The sequence below is a fragment of the Herbiconiux ginsengi genome (assembly GCF_900107435.1).
GTDB lineage: Bacteria > Actinomycetota > Actinomycetes > Actinomycetales > Microbacteriaceae > Herbiconiux > Herbiconiux ginsengi.
In genome coordinates this window covers 71,712-89,683 of sequence record NZ_FNPZ01000004.1, presented here as the reverse complement: position 1 = coordinate 89,683, position 17,972 = coordinate 71,712, and the positions used below count along the sequence as shown (strand labels likewise).

15 protein-coding genes, 1 tRNA gene and 1 pseudogene are annotated in these 17,972 nt (G+C 69.9%); 2 read left to right on the top strand and 15 right to left on the bottom strand.

Annotated elements, in window-relative coordinates:
- Positions 1–16: 16 nt before the first annotated feature.
- Complete coding sequence (locus BLW00_RS16855; RefSeq protein WP_092556363.1) at positions 17–1,483, bottom strand: NAD-dependent succinate-semialdehyde dehydrogenase; 1,467 nt, start codon at positions 1,481–1,483, stop codon at positions 17–19.
- A gap of 141 nt (positions 1,484–1,624) precedes the next feature.
- Here BLW00_RS16855 and BLW00_RS16850 point away from each other — a divergent pair, with 141 nt between their 5' ends.
- Positions 1,625–3,241 carry a PucR family transcriptional regulator gene (locus BLW00_RS16850; protein WP_092556361.1) on the top strand — a complete coding sequence of 539 codons (1,617 nt, stop codon included), beginning with the start codon at positions 1,625–1,627 and terminating at the stop codon, positions 3,239–3,241.
- Between the two features lie 72 nt (positions 3,242–3,313).
- On the opposite strand, the gene BLW00_RS16845 is transcribed toward BLW00_RS16850, so the two are convergent.
- From BLW00_RS16845 to topA, 9 genes are all read right to left on the bottom strand, one after another.
- Positions 3,314–3,913, bottom strand: a complete 600-nt coding sequence (locus BLW00_RS16845; protein WP_092556359.1) for an isochorismatase family protein — start codon at positions 3,911–3,913, stop codon at positions 3,314–3,316.
- Positions 3,914–3,962: 49 nt separating this feature from the next.
- A complete protein-coding gene (dacB, locus tag BLW00_RS16840) occupies positions 3,963–5,495 on the bottom strand; it encodes a D-alanyl-D-alanine carboxypeptidase/D-alanyl-D-alanine endopeptidase (protein WP_245741645.1) in 1,533 nt (510 codons plus the stop codon).
- A 58-nt stretch (positions 5,496–5,553) separates the two neighbouring features.
- Complete coding sequence (locus tag BLW00_RS16835; protein ID WP_092556357.1) at positions 5,554–6,537, bottom strand: Gfo/Idh/MocA family protein; 984 nt, start codon at positions 6,535–6,537, stop codon at positions 5,554–5,556.
- 74 nt (positions 6,538–6,611) lie between these two features.
- Positions 6,612–6,687, bottom strand: a tRNA-Thr gene (locus BLW00_RS16830).
- A 109-nt stretch (positions 6,688–6,796) separates the two neighbouring features.
- On the bottom strand, positions 6,797–7,462 hold the full coding sequence (locus BLW00_RS16825) for a TetR family transcriptional regulator (protein WP_092556355.1): 666 nt from the start codon (positions 7,460–7,462) through the stop codon (positions 6,797–6,799).
- A gap of 99 nt (positions 7,463–7,561) precedes the next feature.
- Complete coding sequence (locus tag BLW00_RS16820) at positions 7,562–9,154, bottom strand: alpha/beta hydrolase (protein WP_245741644.1); 1,593 nt, start codon at positions 9,152–9,154, stop codon at positions 7,562–7,564.
- The gene (locus BLW00_RS16815; protein WP_092556351.1) at positions 9,151–10,347 is read right to left on the bottom strand and encodes a DNA polymerase III subunit delta'; all 1,197 of its coding nucleotides are present in this window, start codon (positions 10,345–10,347) and stop codon (positions 9,151–9,153) included. The genes BLW00_RS16820 and BLW00_RS16815 overlap by 4 nt, the downstream gene beginning before the upstream one ends.
- 9 nt (positions 10,348–10,356) lie before the next feature.
- Positions 10,357–10,989, bottom strand: coding sequence for a dTMP kinase (tmk, locus tag BLW00_RS16810; RefSeq protein ID WP_092556349.1), 633 nt, complete (start codon positions 10,987–10,989; stop codon positions 10,357–10,359).
- A complete protein-coding gene (gene topA, locus BLW00_RS16805) occupies positions 10,986–13,808 on the bottom strand; it encodes a type I DNA topoisomerase (RefSeq protein WP_092556347.1) in 2,823 nt (940 codons plus the stop codon). The genes tmk and topA overlap by 4 nt, the downstream gene beginning before the upstream one ends.
- A gap of 228 nt (positions 13,809–14,036) precedes the next feature.
- Here topA and BLW00_RS16800 point away from each other — a divergent pair, with 228 nt between their 5' ends.
- Entirely contained in the window at positions 14,037–14,270 is a 234-nt protein-coding gene (locus tag BLW00_RS16800) for a hypothetical protein (RefSeq protein ID WP_092556345.1), read from the top strand.
- A 102-nt stretch (positions 14,271–14,372) separates the two neighbouring features.
- Here BLW00_RS16800 and BLW00_RS16795 read toward each other — a convergent pair.
- From BLW00_RS16795 to BLW00_RS16775, 5 genes and pseudogenes are all read right to left on the bottom strand, one after another.
- Positions 14,373–14,744, bottom strand: a pseudogene (locus BLW00_RS16795) (Rv3654c family TadE-like protein); the annotation flags it as partial.
- On the bottom strand, positions 14,741–15,127 hold the full coding sequence (locus tag BLW00_RS16790) for a TadE family type IV pilus minor pilin (RefSeq protein WP_281242424.1): 387 nt from the start codon (positions 15,125–15,127) through the stop codon (positions 14,741–14,743). The gene BLW00_RS16790 and the pseudogene BLW00_RS16795, both read right to left, overlap by 4 nt.
- A complete protein-coding gene (locus BLW00_RS24280; RefSeq protein ID WP_092556341.1) occupies positions 15,105–15,374 on the bottom strand; it encodes a DUF4244 domain-containing protein in 270 nt (89 codons plus the stop codon). The genes BLW00_RS16790 and BLW00_RS24280 overlap by 23 nt, the downstream gene beginning before the upstream one ends.
- A gap of 63 nt (positions 15,375–15,437) precedes the next feature.
- The gene (locus BLW00_RS16780; RefSeq protein WP_175494336.1) at positions 15,438–16,361 is read right to left on the bottom strand and encodes a type II secretion system F family protein; all 924 of its coding nucleotides are present in this window, start codon (positions 16,359–16,361) and stop codon (positions 15,438–15,440) included.
- Positions 16,362–16,453: 92 nt separating this feature from the next.
- Positions 16,454–17,542 carry a TadA family conjugal transfer-associated ATPase gene (locus tag BLW00_RS16775; protein ID WP_092556337.1) on the bottom strand — a complete coding sequence of 363 codons (1,089 nt, stop codon included), beginning with the start codon at positions 17,540–17,542 and terminating at the stop codon, positions 16,454–16,456.
- Positions 17,543–17,972: the final 430 nt, after the last annotated feature.

The following is a 17,972-nucleotide window of genomic DNA, read 5'->3' as shown; positions in this document are numbered from 1 at the left end:
GTGGAGGGGTGATCCCTCAGGAGTTGGGGATGAGGGTGTACTTCGTCGAGAGGTACTCGTGGATGCCCTCGAGCCCGCCCTCGCGGCCGAGTCCCGACTGCTTCACACCACCGAACGGAGCCGCCGCGTTCGAGATGACGCCGACGTTCAGGCCCATCATGCCGGTGTCGAGCTTCTCGATCATCCGCTGCCCGCGCGCCAGGCTCTCGGTGAAGACGTAGCTCACCAACCCGTACTCGGTGTCGTTGGCGAGCCGCACCGCTTCGTCTTCGTCGTCGAACTCGACCACGCTCACGACCGGTCCGAAGATCTCCTCGCGCAGGATCTCGCTGTCGGCCGGAACGTTCGTGACCACTGTCGGCTCGTAGAAGCTGCCGACTCCTTCGATGCGGTGTCCGCCGGCCACCAAAGTGGCGCCGCGGGAGACCGCATCCTGAACCAGCTCGTCGGCCTTGTCGACGGCGTCGTCGTTGATCAGCGGCCCGATGCTGACGCCCTCTTCGGTGCCGCGCCCGATGCGGAACGCCGCCACCTTCTCGGCCACCCTCCGCGAGAACTCCGCCGACACCGAACGGTGCACGATGAAGCGGTTCGCGGCGGTGCAGGCCTGCCCGATGTTGCGGAACTTGGCCAGCAGAGCGCCCTCCACGGCCTTGTCGAGATCCGCGTCCTCGAACACCACGAAGGGAGCGTTGCCGCCGAGTTCCATCGAGGTGCGCAGCACGTTCTCGGAGGCCTGCTTCATCAGCGCCCGGCCGACGCCGGTCGAGCCGGTGAAACTGAGCTTGCGCAGGCGCGGGTCGGCGATGATCGGCGCCGACACGGCGTTCGAGGTCGACGTGGTGATCACGTTGACGACGCCGGCGGGGAGCCCGGCCTGCTCGAGCAGGCGCGCGATGTAGAGGGTGGTGAGCGGCGTGAGCGTGGCGGGCTTCACCACGACGGTGCAGCCCGCGGCCAGCGCCGGCGCGATCTTGCGGGTGGCCATGGCGAGCGGGAAGTTCCAGGGCGTGATGAGGAAGGAGGGGCCGACCGGCCGCTGCGAGACCACCATCTGGCCCGTGCCTTCGGGGTTGCGGCCGTAGCGGCCGGCGATGCGCACGGCCTCCTCGCTGAACCAGCGCAGGAATTCGCCGCCGTAGGCGACCTCGCCCGCGGCTTCGGCGAGGGGCTTGCCCATCTCCATGGTCATGAGCAGCGCGACCGCGTCTTTGCGCTCCTGCAGCAGGTCGAAGGCGCCGCGGAGGATCTCGCCGCGTGCCCGCGGAGCGGTGGCGGCCCATTCGTCGGCGACCGCGACGGCGGCGTCGAGCGCCCGGATGCCGTCTTCGGGTGTGGCATCGGCGATCGACTTCAGCACGGCGCCGGTGGCGGGATCGTAGACATCGATGGTCGTGCCGCTCGACGACGCGACCCACTTGCCTCCGATGAAGAGGCGGTCGGGCACGGATGCGAGAACGTCGGCCTCGGATGCTGCGCTCATGTCGGTTCCTTTCGAAGGGTTCGGCTTTCGAAGTTCGGGCTCAGTCCGACCGTACGCCCGCAGCACACAGCCGCGGCTTGCCCTTCTGGCAGATGCCGCTGCTATCGCTGCCAGTGTGGCAGCAGGGCCTAGGATCGGAGCGTGCCCGCCACCCTGAACGCCCTCCTGGCCCACGAGCCGTTCCATCTGCGCGTCATCGTGCCCGCCGCTTCGCCCACGGTCGAGGTGCTCTGGGCGCACGGCTCCGACCTCGACGATCCCACCCCGTTTCTGAGCGCCGGTCAGCTGCTGCTCACCACCGGCCGCCAGTTCTCGGGCGCGGTGCCGCACCTCATCGACGAGTATGTGTCCCGTCTCCTCGCCGCAGGCGTGGTGGCTCTCGGCTTCGGCACCGAGGTGGTGCAGAGCGGAACCCCGCCGGAGCTCGTGCGCGCCTGCCGCCGGCAGGGCCTCCCGCTGCTCGAGGTGCCGTATCGCACGCCGTTCATCGCCATCAGCCGGTGGGTGGCGGATGCGCAGGCCGCCGACGCGCGCGCCCGTCTCGACTGGGCGCTCGAAGCGCAGCGGGCGGTGTCGCTGGCCACGCTCGGCAACGGAGGGCTCACCTCGGCGGTGACGAAGGCCGCCGAGCGGCTGGGCTGCGCCATCGCGGTCTTCGACCCGGATGCCGACGTGATCGTCTCGTCGCCGGGAGGCGCATCCGTGACGCCGAGTGGCGGTGTTGCATCCCGAGCATCCCGAGCATCCGACGCCACCCCGACCGCGACCGCAGCGACGCGTGCCGGCACACCCCAGGAGCGCTTCGCCGACCTCGTGCCCGAGGTGAAGCGTCTGCTGCGCGCGGGCCGCCGCTCTCGCGCCGACGTCGACGCCGCCGACCACGCGATCGTGCAGACCCTCGGCGGCACCCGTCGCATCCGTGGAGTGCTGGTGGCTCGCCGCACCGAGCCCTTCGACCGCACCGACCTCTCGGTGCTCACCACCCTCACCGCCCTCGCCGAGGTGTCGCTCGAGCAGGGGCAAGTGGTGCGCACGAGCCTCCGGTCGCTGGCCGATCAGCTGTTCGAGTTGCTGCACGACGGGCAGGTGGGCGTGGTGCGGCGCGCGACCGCGTCGATCCCGGTCTCGGTTCCCGACGACCGCTTCCGGGTGGTGACTCTCGATGCTGACCAAGCCGCACCCGGCCTCGCCGATCAGCTCGAGCGCCGCGCCTTCGCGACCACGAGTGGCATCTTCCTGGTGCATCGCGCGGGCCGCCTGGTACTGCTCGTCGACGAACGGCGCTGGGAGTCGGTGCGACGGATGCTCGACGCGCGTGAGGCGCGAGCCGGGGTCTCCGAGACGGTCGGCTGGCCCGCGCTCGACGTCGGGCTCGGCCAAGCGGCACGCGCTCTCGAGGCGGCCGGCGCCGGGGAGATCGGCGAGTTCGGCGAGCTGGCCGCGCGCAGCTTCCTCGGCCTGTTCGACGCGGGGGCCGTCGCGAACGTGGCCCGGGTGCGCCTCGACGAGGTGCTGGCGCGGCCCGACGGCGAGGAACTGCTCGAGCAGGCGGCGGTGTGGCTGCGCCGCAACGGTCAGTGGGACCCGGCGGCCCGCGAACTCGGACTCCACCGGCACAGCCTGAAAGCGCGCATCGCCGCACTCGGCGCAGCGCTCGACCTCGACCTCGACGCCTTCGCCGACCGCGCCGAGCTCTGGGCGCTGCTCACCGCGGCGGGGGTGAGCGCCATCGACAACGCCCGCACTCCCGCACGGTAGCCCGAATGTGCGACCCCGAAGGCCGGGAGGCACCTTTTGCGCTACCGCGCAGCGGACGACGAGACTCCTGGACTACCGCTCCCGCTCGACGAGATCCGAGGTGATCAGGTCGGCGCCCGCGTGCGCGAGCTCGGCGATGGCCGCGCGGGACGCATCCGGTGACACCCCGGCCACGAGGTCGGTGAGGATGCGCACGTGCCGGCCGTGCTCGATCGCATCGAGCGCCGAGGCGCGCACGCAGTAGTCGGTGGCGAGCCCGGCGACATCGACCTCGGTGATGCCGTTGGCGTCGAGCAGCTCGTGCACGGTGCCACCCTCCTCGGTGGTTCCCTCGTAGATCGAGTAGGCGGGCTGGCCCTGGCCCTTCCGCACGTGGAAGTCGATCGCCTCCGTCGTCAGCTGGTCGTGGTAGTCGGCGCCGGGGGTGCCGGCAACGCAGTGCACGGGCCAGGTCGACTCGAAGTCGGGCTCCGCATCCGTCGCGAAATGGCCGCCGTTGTCGTTGTCGGGGTCGTGCCAGTCGCGAGAGGCGATCACGAAATCGTAGGCATCCGGATGCGCAGCAAGGAGCGCCGAGATCCCCTCGGCCACCGCGGTTCCGCCCTCGACGCCGAGCGCGCCGCCTTCGATGAAATCGTTCTGAACGTCGATGATGAACAGTGCTCTCGACATCGTCTTCTCCGTCGTTTCGGGTGACGTGGACGCTTCGATTTTACGCCGCTCAGTTGTTCGACAGGCCGTTTCCGCAGGCGTAGACGGCAGTGGTGAGGGTGTCGATGGCGTCTTTCGCGCTGTCGCCGACGTCGTCGAGTGCGAAGAACGCGAAGGTCAGCACGGTGCCGTCGGCCGCGTTGATGATTCCGGAGAGGGTGTAGCCGGTGTCGATCCAGCCGGTCTTCGCGATGACGTTGCCCGCGGCCGGCGAGCCGCCGAACCGGCCGGCCAGGGTGCCGCTCTGGCCGGCCACCGGGAGCCCGTCGTAGATCACGCCGAGATTGCCCTCTCGTGCGTTGATCTTGACGAAGAGCTGCGTGAGGAAGTTCGGCGAGACGCCGTTGTCGTCGCTGAGTCCCGAGCCGTCGACGATGGTGAGCGTGCTCGTGTCGAGGCCGTAGGTGGCGAGAGCTTGCGGGATGGCGGTCTGCAGGGCGGCGAAGTCGTTGCCCACGCCGAGCTTCACCGCGACCAGCCGCGCGAGCATCTCGGCCTCGGTGTTGTCGGAGCGCTGCAGCGCATCCGGGATCATGGTCGACACCGGCGCCGAGAGCACCTGGCCGAGCTGCGGCGCACCGGGCGTGGCGAGCCCTTCGGCGAGGTCGGCGTCCGGCGCGCCCAACGCGAGCGCGAGCGCCTGGCCGGCGCGCAGCACGGCGTTGTCGCTGCGGGTGGAGACGTTGGCGGAGGGGTCGGCGCGGTCGCCGTCGACCTGGAGGCCGGTGACCTCCGAGGAGTAGCCGTCGACCTGTTCCTTGCGGTTCCAGGAGGGCTGCCAGCGATCTCCCGAGAAGACGCTGGCATCCATCACGATCGACGTGATCGGCGTGCCCGCGGTCGACGGATCGGCGGCCCAGGCCGCGTTCACCTGAGCGGCCAGATCGAGCATGCTCGCTGCGCCGGTGTAGATGTTCGACGACCCGCTGGCGAGCGTGATGTCGCCGCCGCCGACGAGCACCACCTGCCCGGGCTGGGTGCCCTTCACGACGGTGGTGGGCACCCGGTAGTCGGGGCCGAGCACGGCGAGTGCGGCGGAACTGGAGAGCACCTTCATGACGCTGGCGGTGCGGGCGGAGGTGGTCGCGCCGCGGTCGAAGAGCACCTCGCCGGTGGCCGCATTGCGCACGGCTCCGAGGAAGGTGCCGAGCCGCCCGTCGGTGGCGAGGTCGGCGACCGAGCAGGTGCGGAGGAGCGCGGGGCCGGGAGCAGCGGCCGGCTGCGCGCGGGGATCGGGCGTGGGCGTCGGAGTGGCTGTGGGAGTCGGCGTCGGCGCGCTGCTCGTGCCGACGACCAGAGGCGCGGCCGCGGGTGTGGCGGCTCCGATCGCGGCTCCGGCGGCGAAGGCGCCGCCCCCGAGAACGAGCAGCACGGCGGCGGCCGCCGACGCGAGCCAGATGCGCGGGTGCCGGCCCACCAGCGCCCAGAAGCCGGGAGGGGGTGGCGGTGGCGGAGCGGATGTCGCGGGGGCGGCGCCCGTCCCGGCACGCGCCTGCGCCTCGCGGATCTCGCGCCGCGTCCGTGGCACCCCTGAGTCCGACATCTCAGCCATGGTACGCGTCCATTGCCGAAGAGTCACCCGAGCGGGGGGCCTGGCGGGGTCACTCGCCGGGGTAGCGCAGCCCGATCTGCTCGCGCACCTCGTCGAGCACCCGCATGATCGCCACCGACTGCGTGAGCGGCATCAGCGGGCTCTCCTTCTCCCCCGCCGCGATCACGCGCTCGATCTCGAGCGCCTCGTACTGCATCCCTCGCGAGACGACAGGCTGCTCGAACCGTTCGATCACCTCGTGCTGCGCGTCGTAGACGGTGAAGGTGGTGGGGCCGTACCACCAGCGGTCGATGTCGATCCAGCCGTCGGTGCCGATGACGGCGGCGTGCACCGGGCCGGACGCATCGAGCGCGCTCTGGGAGATCGATTGACGCCCGCCCTCGTGCTCGAAGATCAGCGCGGTCTGGCGGTCGACGCCGGTGGCGGTCATGGTGGCGCTCGCGAGCACCCGAGTCGGGAGGCCGAGGATGTCGATCGCGAACGACACGGGATAGATCGCGAGGTCGAGCAGCCCACCACCTCCGAGCGCCGGGTCGTTGAGGCGATGACTCGGGTCGGACGGAAGCTTCTGGCCGTGGTCGGCGATGACGGTGCGCACCTCGCCGAGCGTTCCCGCGGCGATGATCTCGCGGATGCGCACCATGTGCGGGAGGAACCGCGTCCACATCGCCTCCATCACCACGACGCCGGCCTGCTCCGCCGCATCGGCGACCCGCTGAGCCTGCGCTCCGTTCAGGGTGAACGCCTTCTCGACGAGCACGTGCTTGCCCGCCTCGATGGCGAGCAGCGCGTTCTCGGCGTGGAAGGTGTGCGGCGTGGCCACGTAGACGACGTCGACCGACGGATCGGCGACCAGCGCCTCGTAACTCCCGTGCGCGGCCGCGATGCCGAACTTCTCCGCGAACGCGTCTGCCGACGCCGGGGTGCGGGACCCCACCGCGGTCACGGTGAGCCCCACGGCGAGCAGATCTTTCACGAAGCTGTCGGCGATGCCGCCGGTTCCGAGAATTCCCCAGCGGATGGGCTGCGACATCGGTGTCTCCACTCGTTCGTGCGTGTTCAGAAACGACAGAAGCCCGGAGATCCGGGCTTCTTGTCTGGTCGGAGTGGGGCCGCCTCCGGGAATCGAACCCGGGACCTATTCATTACGAGTGAATCGCTCTGCCGACTGAGCTAAGGCGGCCTGGCCTCGCGACTGGCGCTCGGCACAGCAACAAAGCATAGCCGATCCGTGAGGCCCCCGCGGACACGCGAGGCCGGACGGGCGCGGGCAGTCAGACAGGGCCCGGGGCTCAGACGCGCTCGGGAACCCCGACCACGTCGCGCAGGCGCTGATACGACCGCATCACCAGGTCGGGGAGCGACGCTGTGTCCGGATGCTCGGCCCAGGCCACCCAGGCGGAGCGCGCGAGGGTCAACGAGAGCAACCCGATCAGGCGCGACCGCTCCGTGGCCTCGGCGACGTCGAGATCCTCGCCGCGCTGGCCCGCATCCTTCTCCAGACGACGGGCGACGGATGCGCACACCTCGGCCTCGAATTCGCGCATGCGGTCGATCTTCAACGCGAAGATCTGCGGGTACTGGGTCATCAGGTTGCGCCGCAGCTCGTGCAACTCAGGGTCGACACCGCCGTCTTCGGCTGCCTGCGCGGCCATGATCGCCATCAGATCCTCGAGCGGGTCGCCATCGGGCCCGGCGTTCTCGAACGCCTCCGCGATGTCGTCGGTGAGCGCGAACGGGGCGTCGCCCGCGAGCGAGGCCTCCTTCGACGGGAAGTAGTTGAAGAAGGTGCGCGGCGAGACGCCGGCGTCGCGGCTGATGTCTTCGATCGTCACCTGGTCGAGGCCGTTCTCTGCCGTCAGGCGGAGCACGGCGACCTGGATGGCACGGCGCGTGGCCCGCCTCTTGCGCTCGCGCAGGCCGAGCTCTTCGGCTTGCGGCTGACGACGGGCGGTCATGTATCCATGATCGCAGACTTCACGGAGGTCGATGCGTTTTCACAGAGCCGGGCACCGGGCACGGCGCCCGGCAGAGCACTGACAATCGGCGCGCCCGGTTCAGTTCGAGCAGTTCGGATCGCTCGAGGGAACCGTTCCGTCGAGGAAGTACGCGTCGACCACGTCGGCCACGCACGTCGACGAGTTGTAGGCCGTGTGCCCCTCGCCCTGGAAGGTCACCAGGTGGCCGTTCTCGAGCTGACCCGCGAGTGCCTGCGCCCATTTGTAGGGCGTGGCCGGATCGCCGGTGGTGCCGACGACGAGGATCGGACCGGAGCCCGTCGCGGTCACCGGGGCCGGAACGCGGCGGCTCGGGTAGGGCCACTGCGAGCAGGAGATGTCGCCATAGGTCCAGTACGGCCCGACGGTCGGCGAGGCCTTCACCAGCTCGGCGTTCTGCTCGGCCACCACCGCGGGATCGGTCGCTGCCGGGTAGTCGGCGCAGGAGATCGCGTTGAACGACTCGATCAGGTTGTCGGCGTAACTGCCGTCGGGGTTGCGGCTGTTGTAGGCATCCGCCAACTGGAACGCGAAGTCGGCGTCGCCGTCTTCGACCGAACTGAACAGCTGATCGAGGTAGGTCCAGTTCTCTTGGTTGTAGAGCGGGTAGAAGATCGCCGTGAGCAGGTTGGAGGCGCCGAGTTCGCGCCCGTCGCTGGCCCGCAGCGGGCTCTGCTCCACCTGGGCGAGCAGCTGTTGCACCTTCGTGAGAGCCTGATCGGCCGTGCCGTCGAACCAACAGCTGGAGCCACTGACGCAGTTCTGCAGGTAGGACTTCAGAGCGTTCTCGAAACCCTCCGCCTGTGAGATCGAGATGTCGAATCCGCTCGACGTGGGGTCTTCCGCGCCGTCGAGCACCATCCGCCCCACCTTGCCGGGGAAGTTCTCGGCGTATTCGGCGCCGAGGAAGGTGCCGTAGGAGTAGCCGAGGTAGTTGAGCTTCGGGTCGCCCACCACGGCGCGCAGCATGTCGAGGTCGTGGGTGGTGCTCTCGGTGTCGATGAACTCGAGCAGTGGCCCGGTGTTCTGGGCGCACTTGTCGGCGAAGTCTTTGGCGGCGGCCGTGTAGGCGTCGATCCATTCCTGCGAGCCGCGCTCGCCCGGGATGATGTCGTAGAGGTAGGCGTCGCGTTCTTTGTCGGTGAGGCAGTGCACGGCGTCGGAATGCCCGGTTCCACGCGGGTCGTAGCCGATCAGATCGTAGCTGCCCTGGAGCGACGGATGCGCCGCGTAGTCGGCGGACTGCTGCACGAAATCGTAGGCCGAGCCACCCGGTCCGCCCGGGTTCACGAACAGGCTGCCGAGCTTCGTGCCGCCCGAGGCGGGCTTCTTGATCAGCGCGAGCGAGATCGTGTCGCCGCCGGGGTTCGACCAGTCGAGGGGCGCGGTGGCGGTGGTGCAGAAGAAGCCGTCGCCACAGGACTCCCACTCGAGCACCTGCCGGTAGAAGGGCTGGAGCTCAGCCGGCACGTCTTCGCCCGTGGGCGACGACGTTACGGGCGCCGTGGTGGAGCCGGCACCCGGGTAGCCGTTCATCGGGCCGGTGAACCAGGTCGCGCATCCGGAGAGCGCGAGCATCGCAGCGGTGACGATCGTCAGCGCTGCCAGGGCGCGTCTCGCAGGGGTTCGTCGACTCCGTGTCTGTCGGATCACCGGGCAACCTTTCGTGAGGCGGAACGGCCCGCCTCGGCGAGCGTGATCAGCATGGCTTCGAGCGCAAGGGCCGGGGCCACGTTAGCGGCAATCCTCCGACGGGCGTCGGAGATCGCGTCCATCGCAGCGAGGGTCGATGACGAATCGTTATTCTCCGCCACCCGCCGCACCTCGGCCGAGATGGCCTCGTTCACCAGTTCGACCCGGGCGCCCAGCTGCAGCAGCACGATGTCGCGGTAGAGCGAGAGCAGGTCGGTGAGGATGCGGTCGATGCCGTCGCGGAGACTGCGGGTCGCCCGCCGCTTCTGGTCGTCTTCGAGCGCTTTGATCTGGGAGCGGAGCCCGGGCGGGATGGCCTGGCCGGGCTCGACACCGAGCGAACGCAGCGCCGCGGCGCGCTCCTCGGCATCCCGTTCCTCGGTGATCGCCTGGGCGTCGGCGCCCGCAATCTCGAGCAGCTTCGCGGCACCGCGCACGACGTCTCCCACCGAGGCGACGGAGAGGGCGAGTTCGATGGTCTCCGCGCGCCGGGCGCGCGCCTCGTCGTTGGTGGCGAGGCGGTGGGCCATGCCGATGTGGCTCTGCGACTCGCGAGCGGCGCGCTCGGCCGTCTCGGCGTCGACCCCGTCGCGCTTGACGAGTAGCGCAGCAACGTCTCCGGTGCTCGGCACCCGGAGACGAACGGAACGCACCCTCGAACGGATGGTGGGGAGCAGGTCGGCCTCGCTGGGCGCGCAGAGAATCCAGACCGTGCGCTCGGGCGGCTCTTCGAGAGCCTTCAGCAGCACGTTCGAGGTACGTTCGGCCATCCGGTCGGCGTCTTCGATGACGACCACGCGGTAGCGCGCGACCGAGGGCGAGAACTGCGACGACGAGACCAGTTTGCGCACCTCGTCGATCGTGATGACGACGCGGTCGGTGGCGAGGATCGCGAGATCCGGATGCGAGCGGGCGGCCACCTGCCGGCAGTCGGCGCACACACCGCATCCGCCTTCGCGGCAGAGCAGTGCCGAGGCGAAGGCGTAGGCGAGGTTGGAGCGGCCCGAGCCGGGAGGGCCGGTGATGAGCCAGGAGTGCGTCATCGAATCGGGCGCGTCGGTGGCCGTGCCGACGGGCACGGCGGAACTCTCGGCGGCGGCGCGGAACACCTCGATGGCGGCCCCTTGGCCCGTGAGGTCGTCCCAGACGGTCATGGCTTCAATCTACTGGGAGCGTCTGACAAGCAGCTCTTCGACCCGGGCCCGCACAACCGCCGCGATCTCCTCGGGCGGAAGCGCCGCGTCGACCACGAGGAACCGCTCGGGTTCCGCGGCCGCGAGAGCGAGGAAGGCTTCGCGCACCCGGCGGTGGAAGTCGCTCTTCTCGGCTTCGAGACGGTCGAAGCGCTTGTTCGCACCGTCGAGGCGCGCGCGGGCGACATCCTCGTCGAGGTCGAGCAGGATCGTCACGTCGGGCAGCAGCCCTTCGGCGGCCCAGAGCGAGAGGTTGCGGATCTCCCCGGCATCGAGCACCCGGCCGGCGCCCTGGTAGGCGACCGAGGAGTCGAGGTAGCGGTCTTGCACGACGACATCCCCGCGCTCGAGCGCCGGGCGCACCTTGGTGGCGATGTGCTGAGCGCGGTCGGCGGCGTAGAGCAGGGCCTCGGCACGCGGCGAGATGTGGCCACGACTGTGCAGCACGATCTCGCGCACCTCGGTGCCGAACTCGGTGCCGCCGGGTTCGCGGGTGCGCACAACGGTGCGGCCGAGCGCGGTGAGCCACGATTCCAGGATCTCGGCCTGGGTGGACTTTCCGGAGCCGTCTCCGCCCTCGAGCGTGATGAACACGCCGTTCACTTCTTCGGGGCGGCCTTCCGTGCGGGCGCTTTGCGCGCCGCCGGCTTCTTGGCGGCGCCGGCCTTCGGCTTCGCCGGGCCCTTCGCGCGCTTGTCGGCCAGCAGCTGCACCGCCCGGTCGAAGTCGATCTCCTCGACGGTCTCGCCGCGCGGGATCGTGGCGTTGGTCGTGCCATCCGTCACGTACGGGCCGAAACGGCCGTCCTTCACCCGGATCGGCTTGCCGCTCACCGGGTCGGCCTCGAATTCCTTGAGGGCCGAGGAGGCCTGACGTGCGCCGTACTTCGGCTGGGCGAACAGCTCGAGGGCACCGGGCAAATCGATCTCGAAGATGAGGTCTTCGCTGGAGAGCGAACGGGTGTCGGTGCCCTTCTTCAGGTAGGGGCCGAACTTGCCGCCCTGAGCGGTGATCGGTTCGCCCGATTCGGGGTCCTCGCCGACAGTGCGCGGGAGGTTGAGCAGACGCAGGGCGGTGTCGAGATCGATGGTCGCGAGATCCATCGACTTGAAGAGGGATGCGGTGCGCGGCTTGACCGCGGCGGCCGCCTTCTTCGCGGCGGGCTTCTTGGCCGGAGCCTTCTTCGTCGCGGTGGCGGTCGCCGTGCCACCCGCCGCAGCGGAGTCGGTCGTGGCGGGAACGGTCTCGGCGGCGGGGGCTTCCGGAACGACGGGATCGAGCTCGGTGACGTAGGGACCGAATCGGCCGTCTTTCGCCACGATCTCCTTGCCGTTGTCGGGGTTCACTCCGATGACGCGGTCGGTCACGACGGGGGCGTCGACCAGCTCGCGGGCCTTCTCCGGGGTGAGCTCGTCGGGCGCGAGGTCTTGCGGCAGGTTGACGCGGCGGGGCGGGGCCTCGATGTCGCCGGAGGGATCGAGCACCTCGAGGTAGGGACCGTACTTGCCGATGCGGAGCGTGATGTCATCGGTGATCGTCACCGAGTTCACGGCCTTCGCGTCGATGTCGCCGAGGTTGTCGATCACGTTGCGGAGGCCGGGGTGACCCTCGCTGCCGAAGTAGAAGCCGTTCAGCCAGTCGACCCGGTCTTCTTCGCCGTCGGCGATCTTGTCGAGGTCGGCCTCGAGCGCCGCGGTGAAGTCGTAGTCGACCAGGTCGGCGAAGAAGTCTTCGAGCAGGCGCACCACGGAGAACGCGGTCCAGCTCGGCACGAGCGCCTGGCCCCGCGGTGTGACGTAGCCGCGGTCGATGATCGTGGAGATGATCGACGCGTAGGTCGACGGCCGGCCGATGCCGAGTTCGTCGAGCGCCTTCACTAGGCTCGCCTCGGTGTAGCGCGGGGGCGGGGTGGTGTCGTGGCCCGCGGCGTCGATGTCGACCGCGTCGAGCACCTGGCCCTCTTTCAGCGGCGGCAACTTCGACTCGGTGGGCTCGTTCGAAGCGTTACGCTCCTCGTCGCGCCCTTCTTCATAGGCATGCAAGAAGCCGCGGAAGGTGATGACGGTTCCGGATGCCGTGAACTCGGCCGTCGTCGCGCCGCCGAGCTCCTCGACCGTGACCGGGCCGGCCGTGATCGTGACCGAGGCGGTCGATCCGCGTGCATCGGCCATCTGCGAGGCCACCGTGCGCTTCCAGATCAGCTCGTAGAGCTTGAAGTCGTTTCCGCGGAGCGCGGAGGACACCTCCGACGGCGTCTTGAAGACCTCGCCGGCCGGCCGGATGGCCTCGTGCGCCTCTTGCGCGTTCTTGCCCTTGCCGCTGTAAAGACGCGGCTTGTCGGGAATGGTGTCGGCGCCGTAGAGCTTCGTGGCCTGATTGCGCGCCGCCGAGATCGCCTGCTGCGAGAGCGAGGGCGAGTCGGTGCGCATGTAGGTGATGTAGCCGTTCTCGTAGAGCGACTGGGCGACACTCATGGTCTGGCGGGCCGAGAAACGGAGCTTGCGCGAAGCCTCCTGCTGCAGGGTCGACGTCGTGAACGGCGCGGCCGGTCGGCGGGTGTACGGCTTCGATTCGAGAGTGGCGACCCGGATGTCGACGCCGTCGGCCTCGAGGGCCACCTTCAGTGCGTTCGCGGCGCTCTCACCGAGGGCGACCGCCTTGCTCTTGAGCTTTCCCTGCTCGTCGTAGTCGCGGCCGCTCGCCACGCGCTCGCCGTTCAGCCGAGCCAGACGGGCTTCGAAGAAATCGGTGACCGCGCCGTCGGCGCCCTTCACTGCTCCTTCGGGAGCGAGCACGGCCGTGAGGTCCCAGTAGTTCGCGCTCGTGAAGGCGAGACGTTCGCGCTCCCGGTCGACCACGAGGCGGGTGGCGGCGGACTGCACGCGACCGGCCGAGAGGCCCGGGCCCACCTTGCGCCAGAGCACCGGTGACACCTCGTAGCCGTAGAGACGGTCGAGGATGCGGCGGGTCTCCTGGGCGTCGACGAGGGCGTCGTCGATCTGGCGGGTGTTGTCGCGCGCCGCTTCGATCGCCTCGCGGGTGATCTCGTGGAAGACCATGCGGTGCACGGGCACCTTCGGCTTCAGCACCTGCAGCAGGTGCCAGGCGATCGCCTCGCCTTCGCGGTCTTCATCAGTTGCGAGGTAGAGTTCGTCGGCGCCGGCGAGCGCCTTCTTCAACTCGGCGACCGTCTTCTTCTTCGCGTCGGAGACCACGTAGTAGGGCTCGAACTTGTTCTCCACGTCGACGGAGAACTTGCCGAGCGAGCCCTTCTTGAGCTCCGGCGGCAGATTCTTGGGCTCGACGAGGTCGCGGATGTGTCCGACCGAGGCCATCACGTCGAAGCCCTCGCCCAGGTACTGGGCGATCGACTTCACCTTCGTCGGCGACTCGACGATGACGAGCTTTCTCGGGCTGGACAACTGTTCTCCTTATATATGTCACAAGGCGGCCGACGAGCATCCGGAGCGACTCCGGTTACCTTCGCGGCCGATGACGGACACGACTGATCCGTCAGGCACACCATACACATACCCTCCCCGGGTGAACCTAATCAGGCGTTCGCCCACGAAGAAATCGGCTCCCATTGCGCGTGCAGCGTAAGAGGGGACAATGGTGATGACCACTTCAACGGAGAGGGGCTGGGCACCATGGCAGCAACTGAGAACGACAGCTACACGGCGAAGTTCACCGACGGACCGCTCGAGGGAAAGACCATCCGCACCGACTTCACCGAGGCCGGTGAACCACAGGCGCGGCTCACGATCCCGGCCGCGTCGAATGCGAAGACCTATCTCTACCGACGTTCTTCCGGGCTGGAGTTCGGCGAGTCCGAACGACCGAGCGCCGTCGACTACCGCTACGTCGAGGCCATCGTCGGCTGACGTCTCAGTCGGGGGGGGGCCGAGACCACCGGCGGCTTCCGGCGGCCCGGCGCGCGCCGAGGCGTCGATGCCGACGCCGAGCACGGTCGCCGAGACACCGACGGTGGCGATCCCCCGCGCGTCGACGGCACACGCCGTCAGCGAGACGCCGAGCGCCGATGCGAGCATCGCCGCCGCCTCGCAGGGTGAACCGGCCACACGGCCCGACGCGGTGTCCGCCGCGGCGAGCGCTGCCGCGTCGGCGGCACCCTGAAGGCTTTGCCGCGCAGCGAGCGCTCCACCGATCGGCGCGATCACCACGAGCAGGGCACAGAGCACTCCGATCACGGCGACTCCCGCGATCCCGCCGCTCCCCTGCTCGCCGGCGACCGCGACGACGACCCCGCGAACCCTCGCAGCCACGGCGCCGACCCGGCGAGCTCTCGCGAGCTTCTCGATGGCAGCTTGCACGCCAGACGGCTGTCGACGGATCATGGCGACGACTCGCCTCCCGACAGCGCCGTGTCGTCGAGAGCGCAGCCGCGCGCCTCGAAGGTGAACAGGGCGCCCAGCAGACCGGGCGTCACCTCGGTTCGTGCGGTCACGCAGACCACCGGACCGACGTGGTCGACGCTCATCTGCGCGCCGGAGTGCGCCTGGGACACTCGTGAGGCCGCGGCCCCCTCGGAGTCGCCGCGGCCGATCAGGCGCGCGGCGTCGGCCGCCGCGTCCGTCAGCGCCACCCGCACGGCCCCGATGTGGATCACACCGACGCCGAGCGCGAGGACGAGGGCCACCGCGGGCAGGATCATCGCGAACTCCGCCGTGACGGAACCCGATTCCGATCGCCATCGCTCAGATCGAGAGGGTGAGGGCACGATGGATGAGGTCGGTCAGCATGCCTTTGATCTCGTCGCCTCGCAGGATGGCGACGAGCAGCCCGGCGAAGCCGACAGCCGCGAGGGTGGCGATCGCATACTCCGCGGTGGCTGCTCCTGACTCGTCGCGCACGGCCAGCGCGACTCGGTGAAGCGCACCGGCGGGGGTCGCGAAGGCCGACCCGGCCGGCGTCGCGTCGGTGTCGTGGCGGCCCGAGCCGCGCACGGCGATTGCAGTGGTGTTCATGGTGTTCCTTTCTTCAGGGATGGGGTGTGTGGTCGGTTGCCCGGTGATCCGGTGATGTCTGAGTCATCCGGCGAGTCCGCTGGTGTCGAGCACGCCGAGGAGAACCGGTGCGACCGCCAGCAGCAGAAAGGCCGGCAGCACGCACACGCCGAGCGGAAGCATCAACCAGGTGCCGAGCGCGGCGGCGCGTTCGGTCGCTCGGCTCACCGAGTCGCGACGGACGCGGCCCGCTTCGCTGCGTAGCAGCTCGCCGGGCGGTGCTCCGGAACGGGCTGCGAGCGCGAGCACCGACTCCACGGCCGCCGCATCGCGTTGGGTGTCCAGACCGAAACTCCGCATCGTCTCGGTGACCAGGCACTTCGCCTGGGGAAGCGAGCCTCCGCCGGCTACGGCGACGGCCACCAGATCGAGCATCAGGCCCGGCGCCGGATCGACGCGACGAGCTCGGCGGAGCAGCGCTCCGCTCCAGAACCGGCCGCCCACCATCAGCAGCAGGCCGGTCATGAGGCACACGATCCCGGCCGGGGAGCCGAGCAAGGCTGTTCCGGTGTCGAGGCCCAGCAACCAGCCGGAGGCGAGAGAGAGGAGCGGCAGCACGGCGACCAGGCGCGTGGTGGCTGCCGGCCCGGCCAGCGCCGCGGCCGTCTCGCGCTCGACCCCGCCGACCGCACGCAGCGAATCGGCGATGTCTCCGAGACATCGGGCGAGGGGCGAGCCGGCCTCTGTCGCCACCGACCACGCGGCGGCGAGAACCTTCCACGGGTCACCGGCACCCACGCCCGGCCGCCTCGTCGGAGACGGTGCTTCGCGAGCGGAGGCGGCGATGGCCTCGGCGACCGCTGCGCCGCCGTCGATCCGTCGGGCGATGGTGAGAAGCCGGCGATCGCCGGACCCGTCGGAGACGTGACTCCAGGCGGCGCTCGGCGACACCCCCGCACCGATCAGAGCAGCCAGCCGCTCGACGATCGCCCCGATCTGCTCGGCCACCGGCCGTCGGTTCCGATTTCTCTCCCGCCCGTGCGAGCGGCGCGACCCACCCGCGGACGCTTCGGCCGTGGGCTGCTCCACCCGCCGCCGCGTCAACACGGCACACCGTCGCGCGCTCCCTGGGCGGCTCCGCCCTCGAGCAGCGCTGGTGGGCGGCCTGAGTCCGGCAGCGGAACATCACCGGCGGGCGCCGCTTCTCCCAGAACCTCCGCCGCCGAGCCGGGCGCCGGCAGCGCGACCGGCTCGACCACCAGCCGGTCGCGCGCATCGAGGGCCAGTCGGCCGAACTCCTCGATCTCGCGTCGCTGCTTCGACCGCCGCAGATGGCACACCAGCCCGATCGCACTGACCGCCTGCCGCGCCACGGCCTCGGCGTTCAGCCCGGCCAGCGCGCCGAGCGCTTCGAGACGGGCGGGAACGTCGGCGATGGCATTCGCGTGCAGCGTGCCGGCTCCCCCGTCGTGCCCGGTGTTCAATGCCGAGAACAGTTCGCGGATCTCGGCCCCACGGCACTCGCCGAGCACGAGTCGGTCGGGGCGCATCCGCAGCGCCTGACGCACGAGTTCGGCGAGGCCGACGGCGCCGGCGCCTTCGAGGTTGGGCTGTCGCGCTTCGAGCGCGACGACGTGGGGGTGATCGATGCGCAGCTCGGCGACGTCTTCGATGACGACGATGCGATCACCGGGGTCCGCTGCCGCGAGGAACGCCGAGAGGAAGGTGGTCTTGCCGCTGCCTCCCGCGCCGGAGATCAGCACATTGGTGCGGTCGCGCACCGCCGACTCGACCAGGGCATGGCGGGATGCGCTCAGTGCGCCCGCCCCGAACACCCCTCGCCGGTCGAGCTCGCCCAGCCGAGGACGCCCGCGCGGTGGCACTCGCACGGAGATGAGGGTTCCGCCGGTGGAGATCGGCGGCAGCACGACGTGCACTCGACGACCCTCCACCCGCACGTCGACGCACGGCGCCGACTCGTCGATGTGGCGCCCGCCGCGCGCCACCAGTCGCACCGCGAACTCGCGCAGCCGGTCTTCACCGGGGCACGACCAATCCGGCTCGAGGAGTGCGCCCGAACCCCGATCGATCCACAGTTCCCGATGGCCGTTGACGAACAGGTCGGTGACGGACGGGTCGTCGAGATACGGGGCGAGGGGCCCGAAGACCGAGTCGAGAGCGGGGGTCATGCCGAGAATCTACGAGGCTCGGAGCGCCGCCGGACGAAAGCCCGAAGATCGGTGGAGAACTCGGCTCGCGCACCCCGTTGTGGAGAACTCGCTCACCCGCCGGGAGGGGTGTGGGCCGTGAAGACGCACCCGGCCGTTAAAAGTAAAGGGGCGGCACCCAATGGGGGGAAGGGTGCCGCCGCAGCAACGCTGGATTGGGGGGAATCTCTATTGCGCTGCATCCAAACACGAGGTTTGGTAGCTCCGAGTTTACCCGCTCGAAACATAGAGGCAAACCACTCCAGCGAATTCTCAGCGACGCCCGGCCCAACGCGCGCGGCCATGCGGGCTGGGCCCGCGACGCCGGCCCGGCCCGACCGGCGACCCCACCGCTCACCCGCCGATGGCGTGCAGTATCGTCGGAGCAGGATGCAGTGCGAAGGAGCAGCGG

Bases quoted from the DNA above. Each gene is read 5' to 3' on its own strand.
- BLW00_RS16855 (WP_092556363.1), bottom strand. From the start codon at position 1,483: ATGAGCGCAGCATCCGAGGCCGACGTTCTCGCATCCGTGCCCGACCGC.
- BLW00_RS16845 (WP_092556359.1), bottom strand. From the start codon at position 3,913: ATGTCGAGAGCACTGTTCATCATCGACGTTCAGAACGATTTCATCGAA.
- dacB (WP_245741645.1), bottom strand. From the start codon at position 5,495: ATGTCGGACTCAGGGGTGCCACGGACGCGGCGCGAGATCCGCGAGGCG.
- BLW00_RS16835 (WP_092556357.1), bottom strand. From the start codon at position 6,537: ATGTCGCAGCCCATCCGCTGGGGAATTCTCGGAACCGGCGGCATCGCC.
- BLW00_RS16825 (WP_092556355.1), bottom strand. From the start codon at position 7,462: ATGACCGCCCGTCGTCAGCCGCAAGCCGAAGAGCTCGGCCTGCGCGAG.
- BLW00_RS16815 (WP_092556351.1), bottom strand. From the start codon at position 10,347: ATGACCGTCTGGGACGACCTCACGGGCCAAGGGGCCGCCATCGAGGTG.
- BLW00_RS16800 (WP_092556345.1), top strand. From the start codon at position 14,037: ATGGCAGCAACTGAGAACGACAGCTACACGGCGAAGTTCACCGACGGA.
- BLW00_RS24280 (WP_092556341.1), bottom strand. From the start codon at position 15,374: ATGAACACCACTGCAATCGCCGTGCGCGGCTCGGGCCGCCACGACACC.
- BLW00_RS16775 (WP_092556337.1), bottom strand. From the start codon at position 17,542: ATGACCCCCGCTCTCGACTCGGTCTTCGGGCCCCTCGCCCCGTATCTC.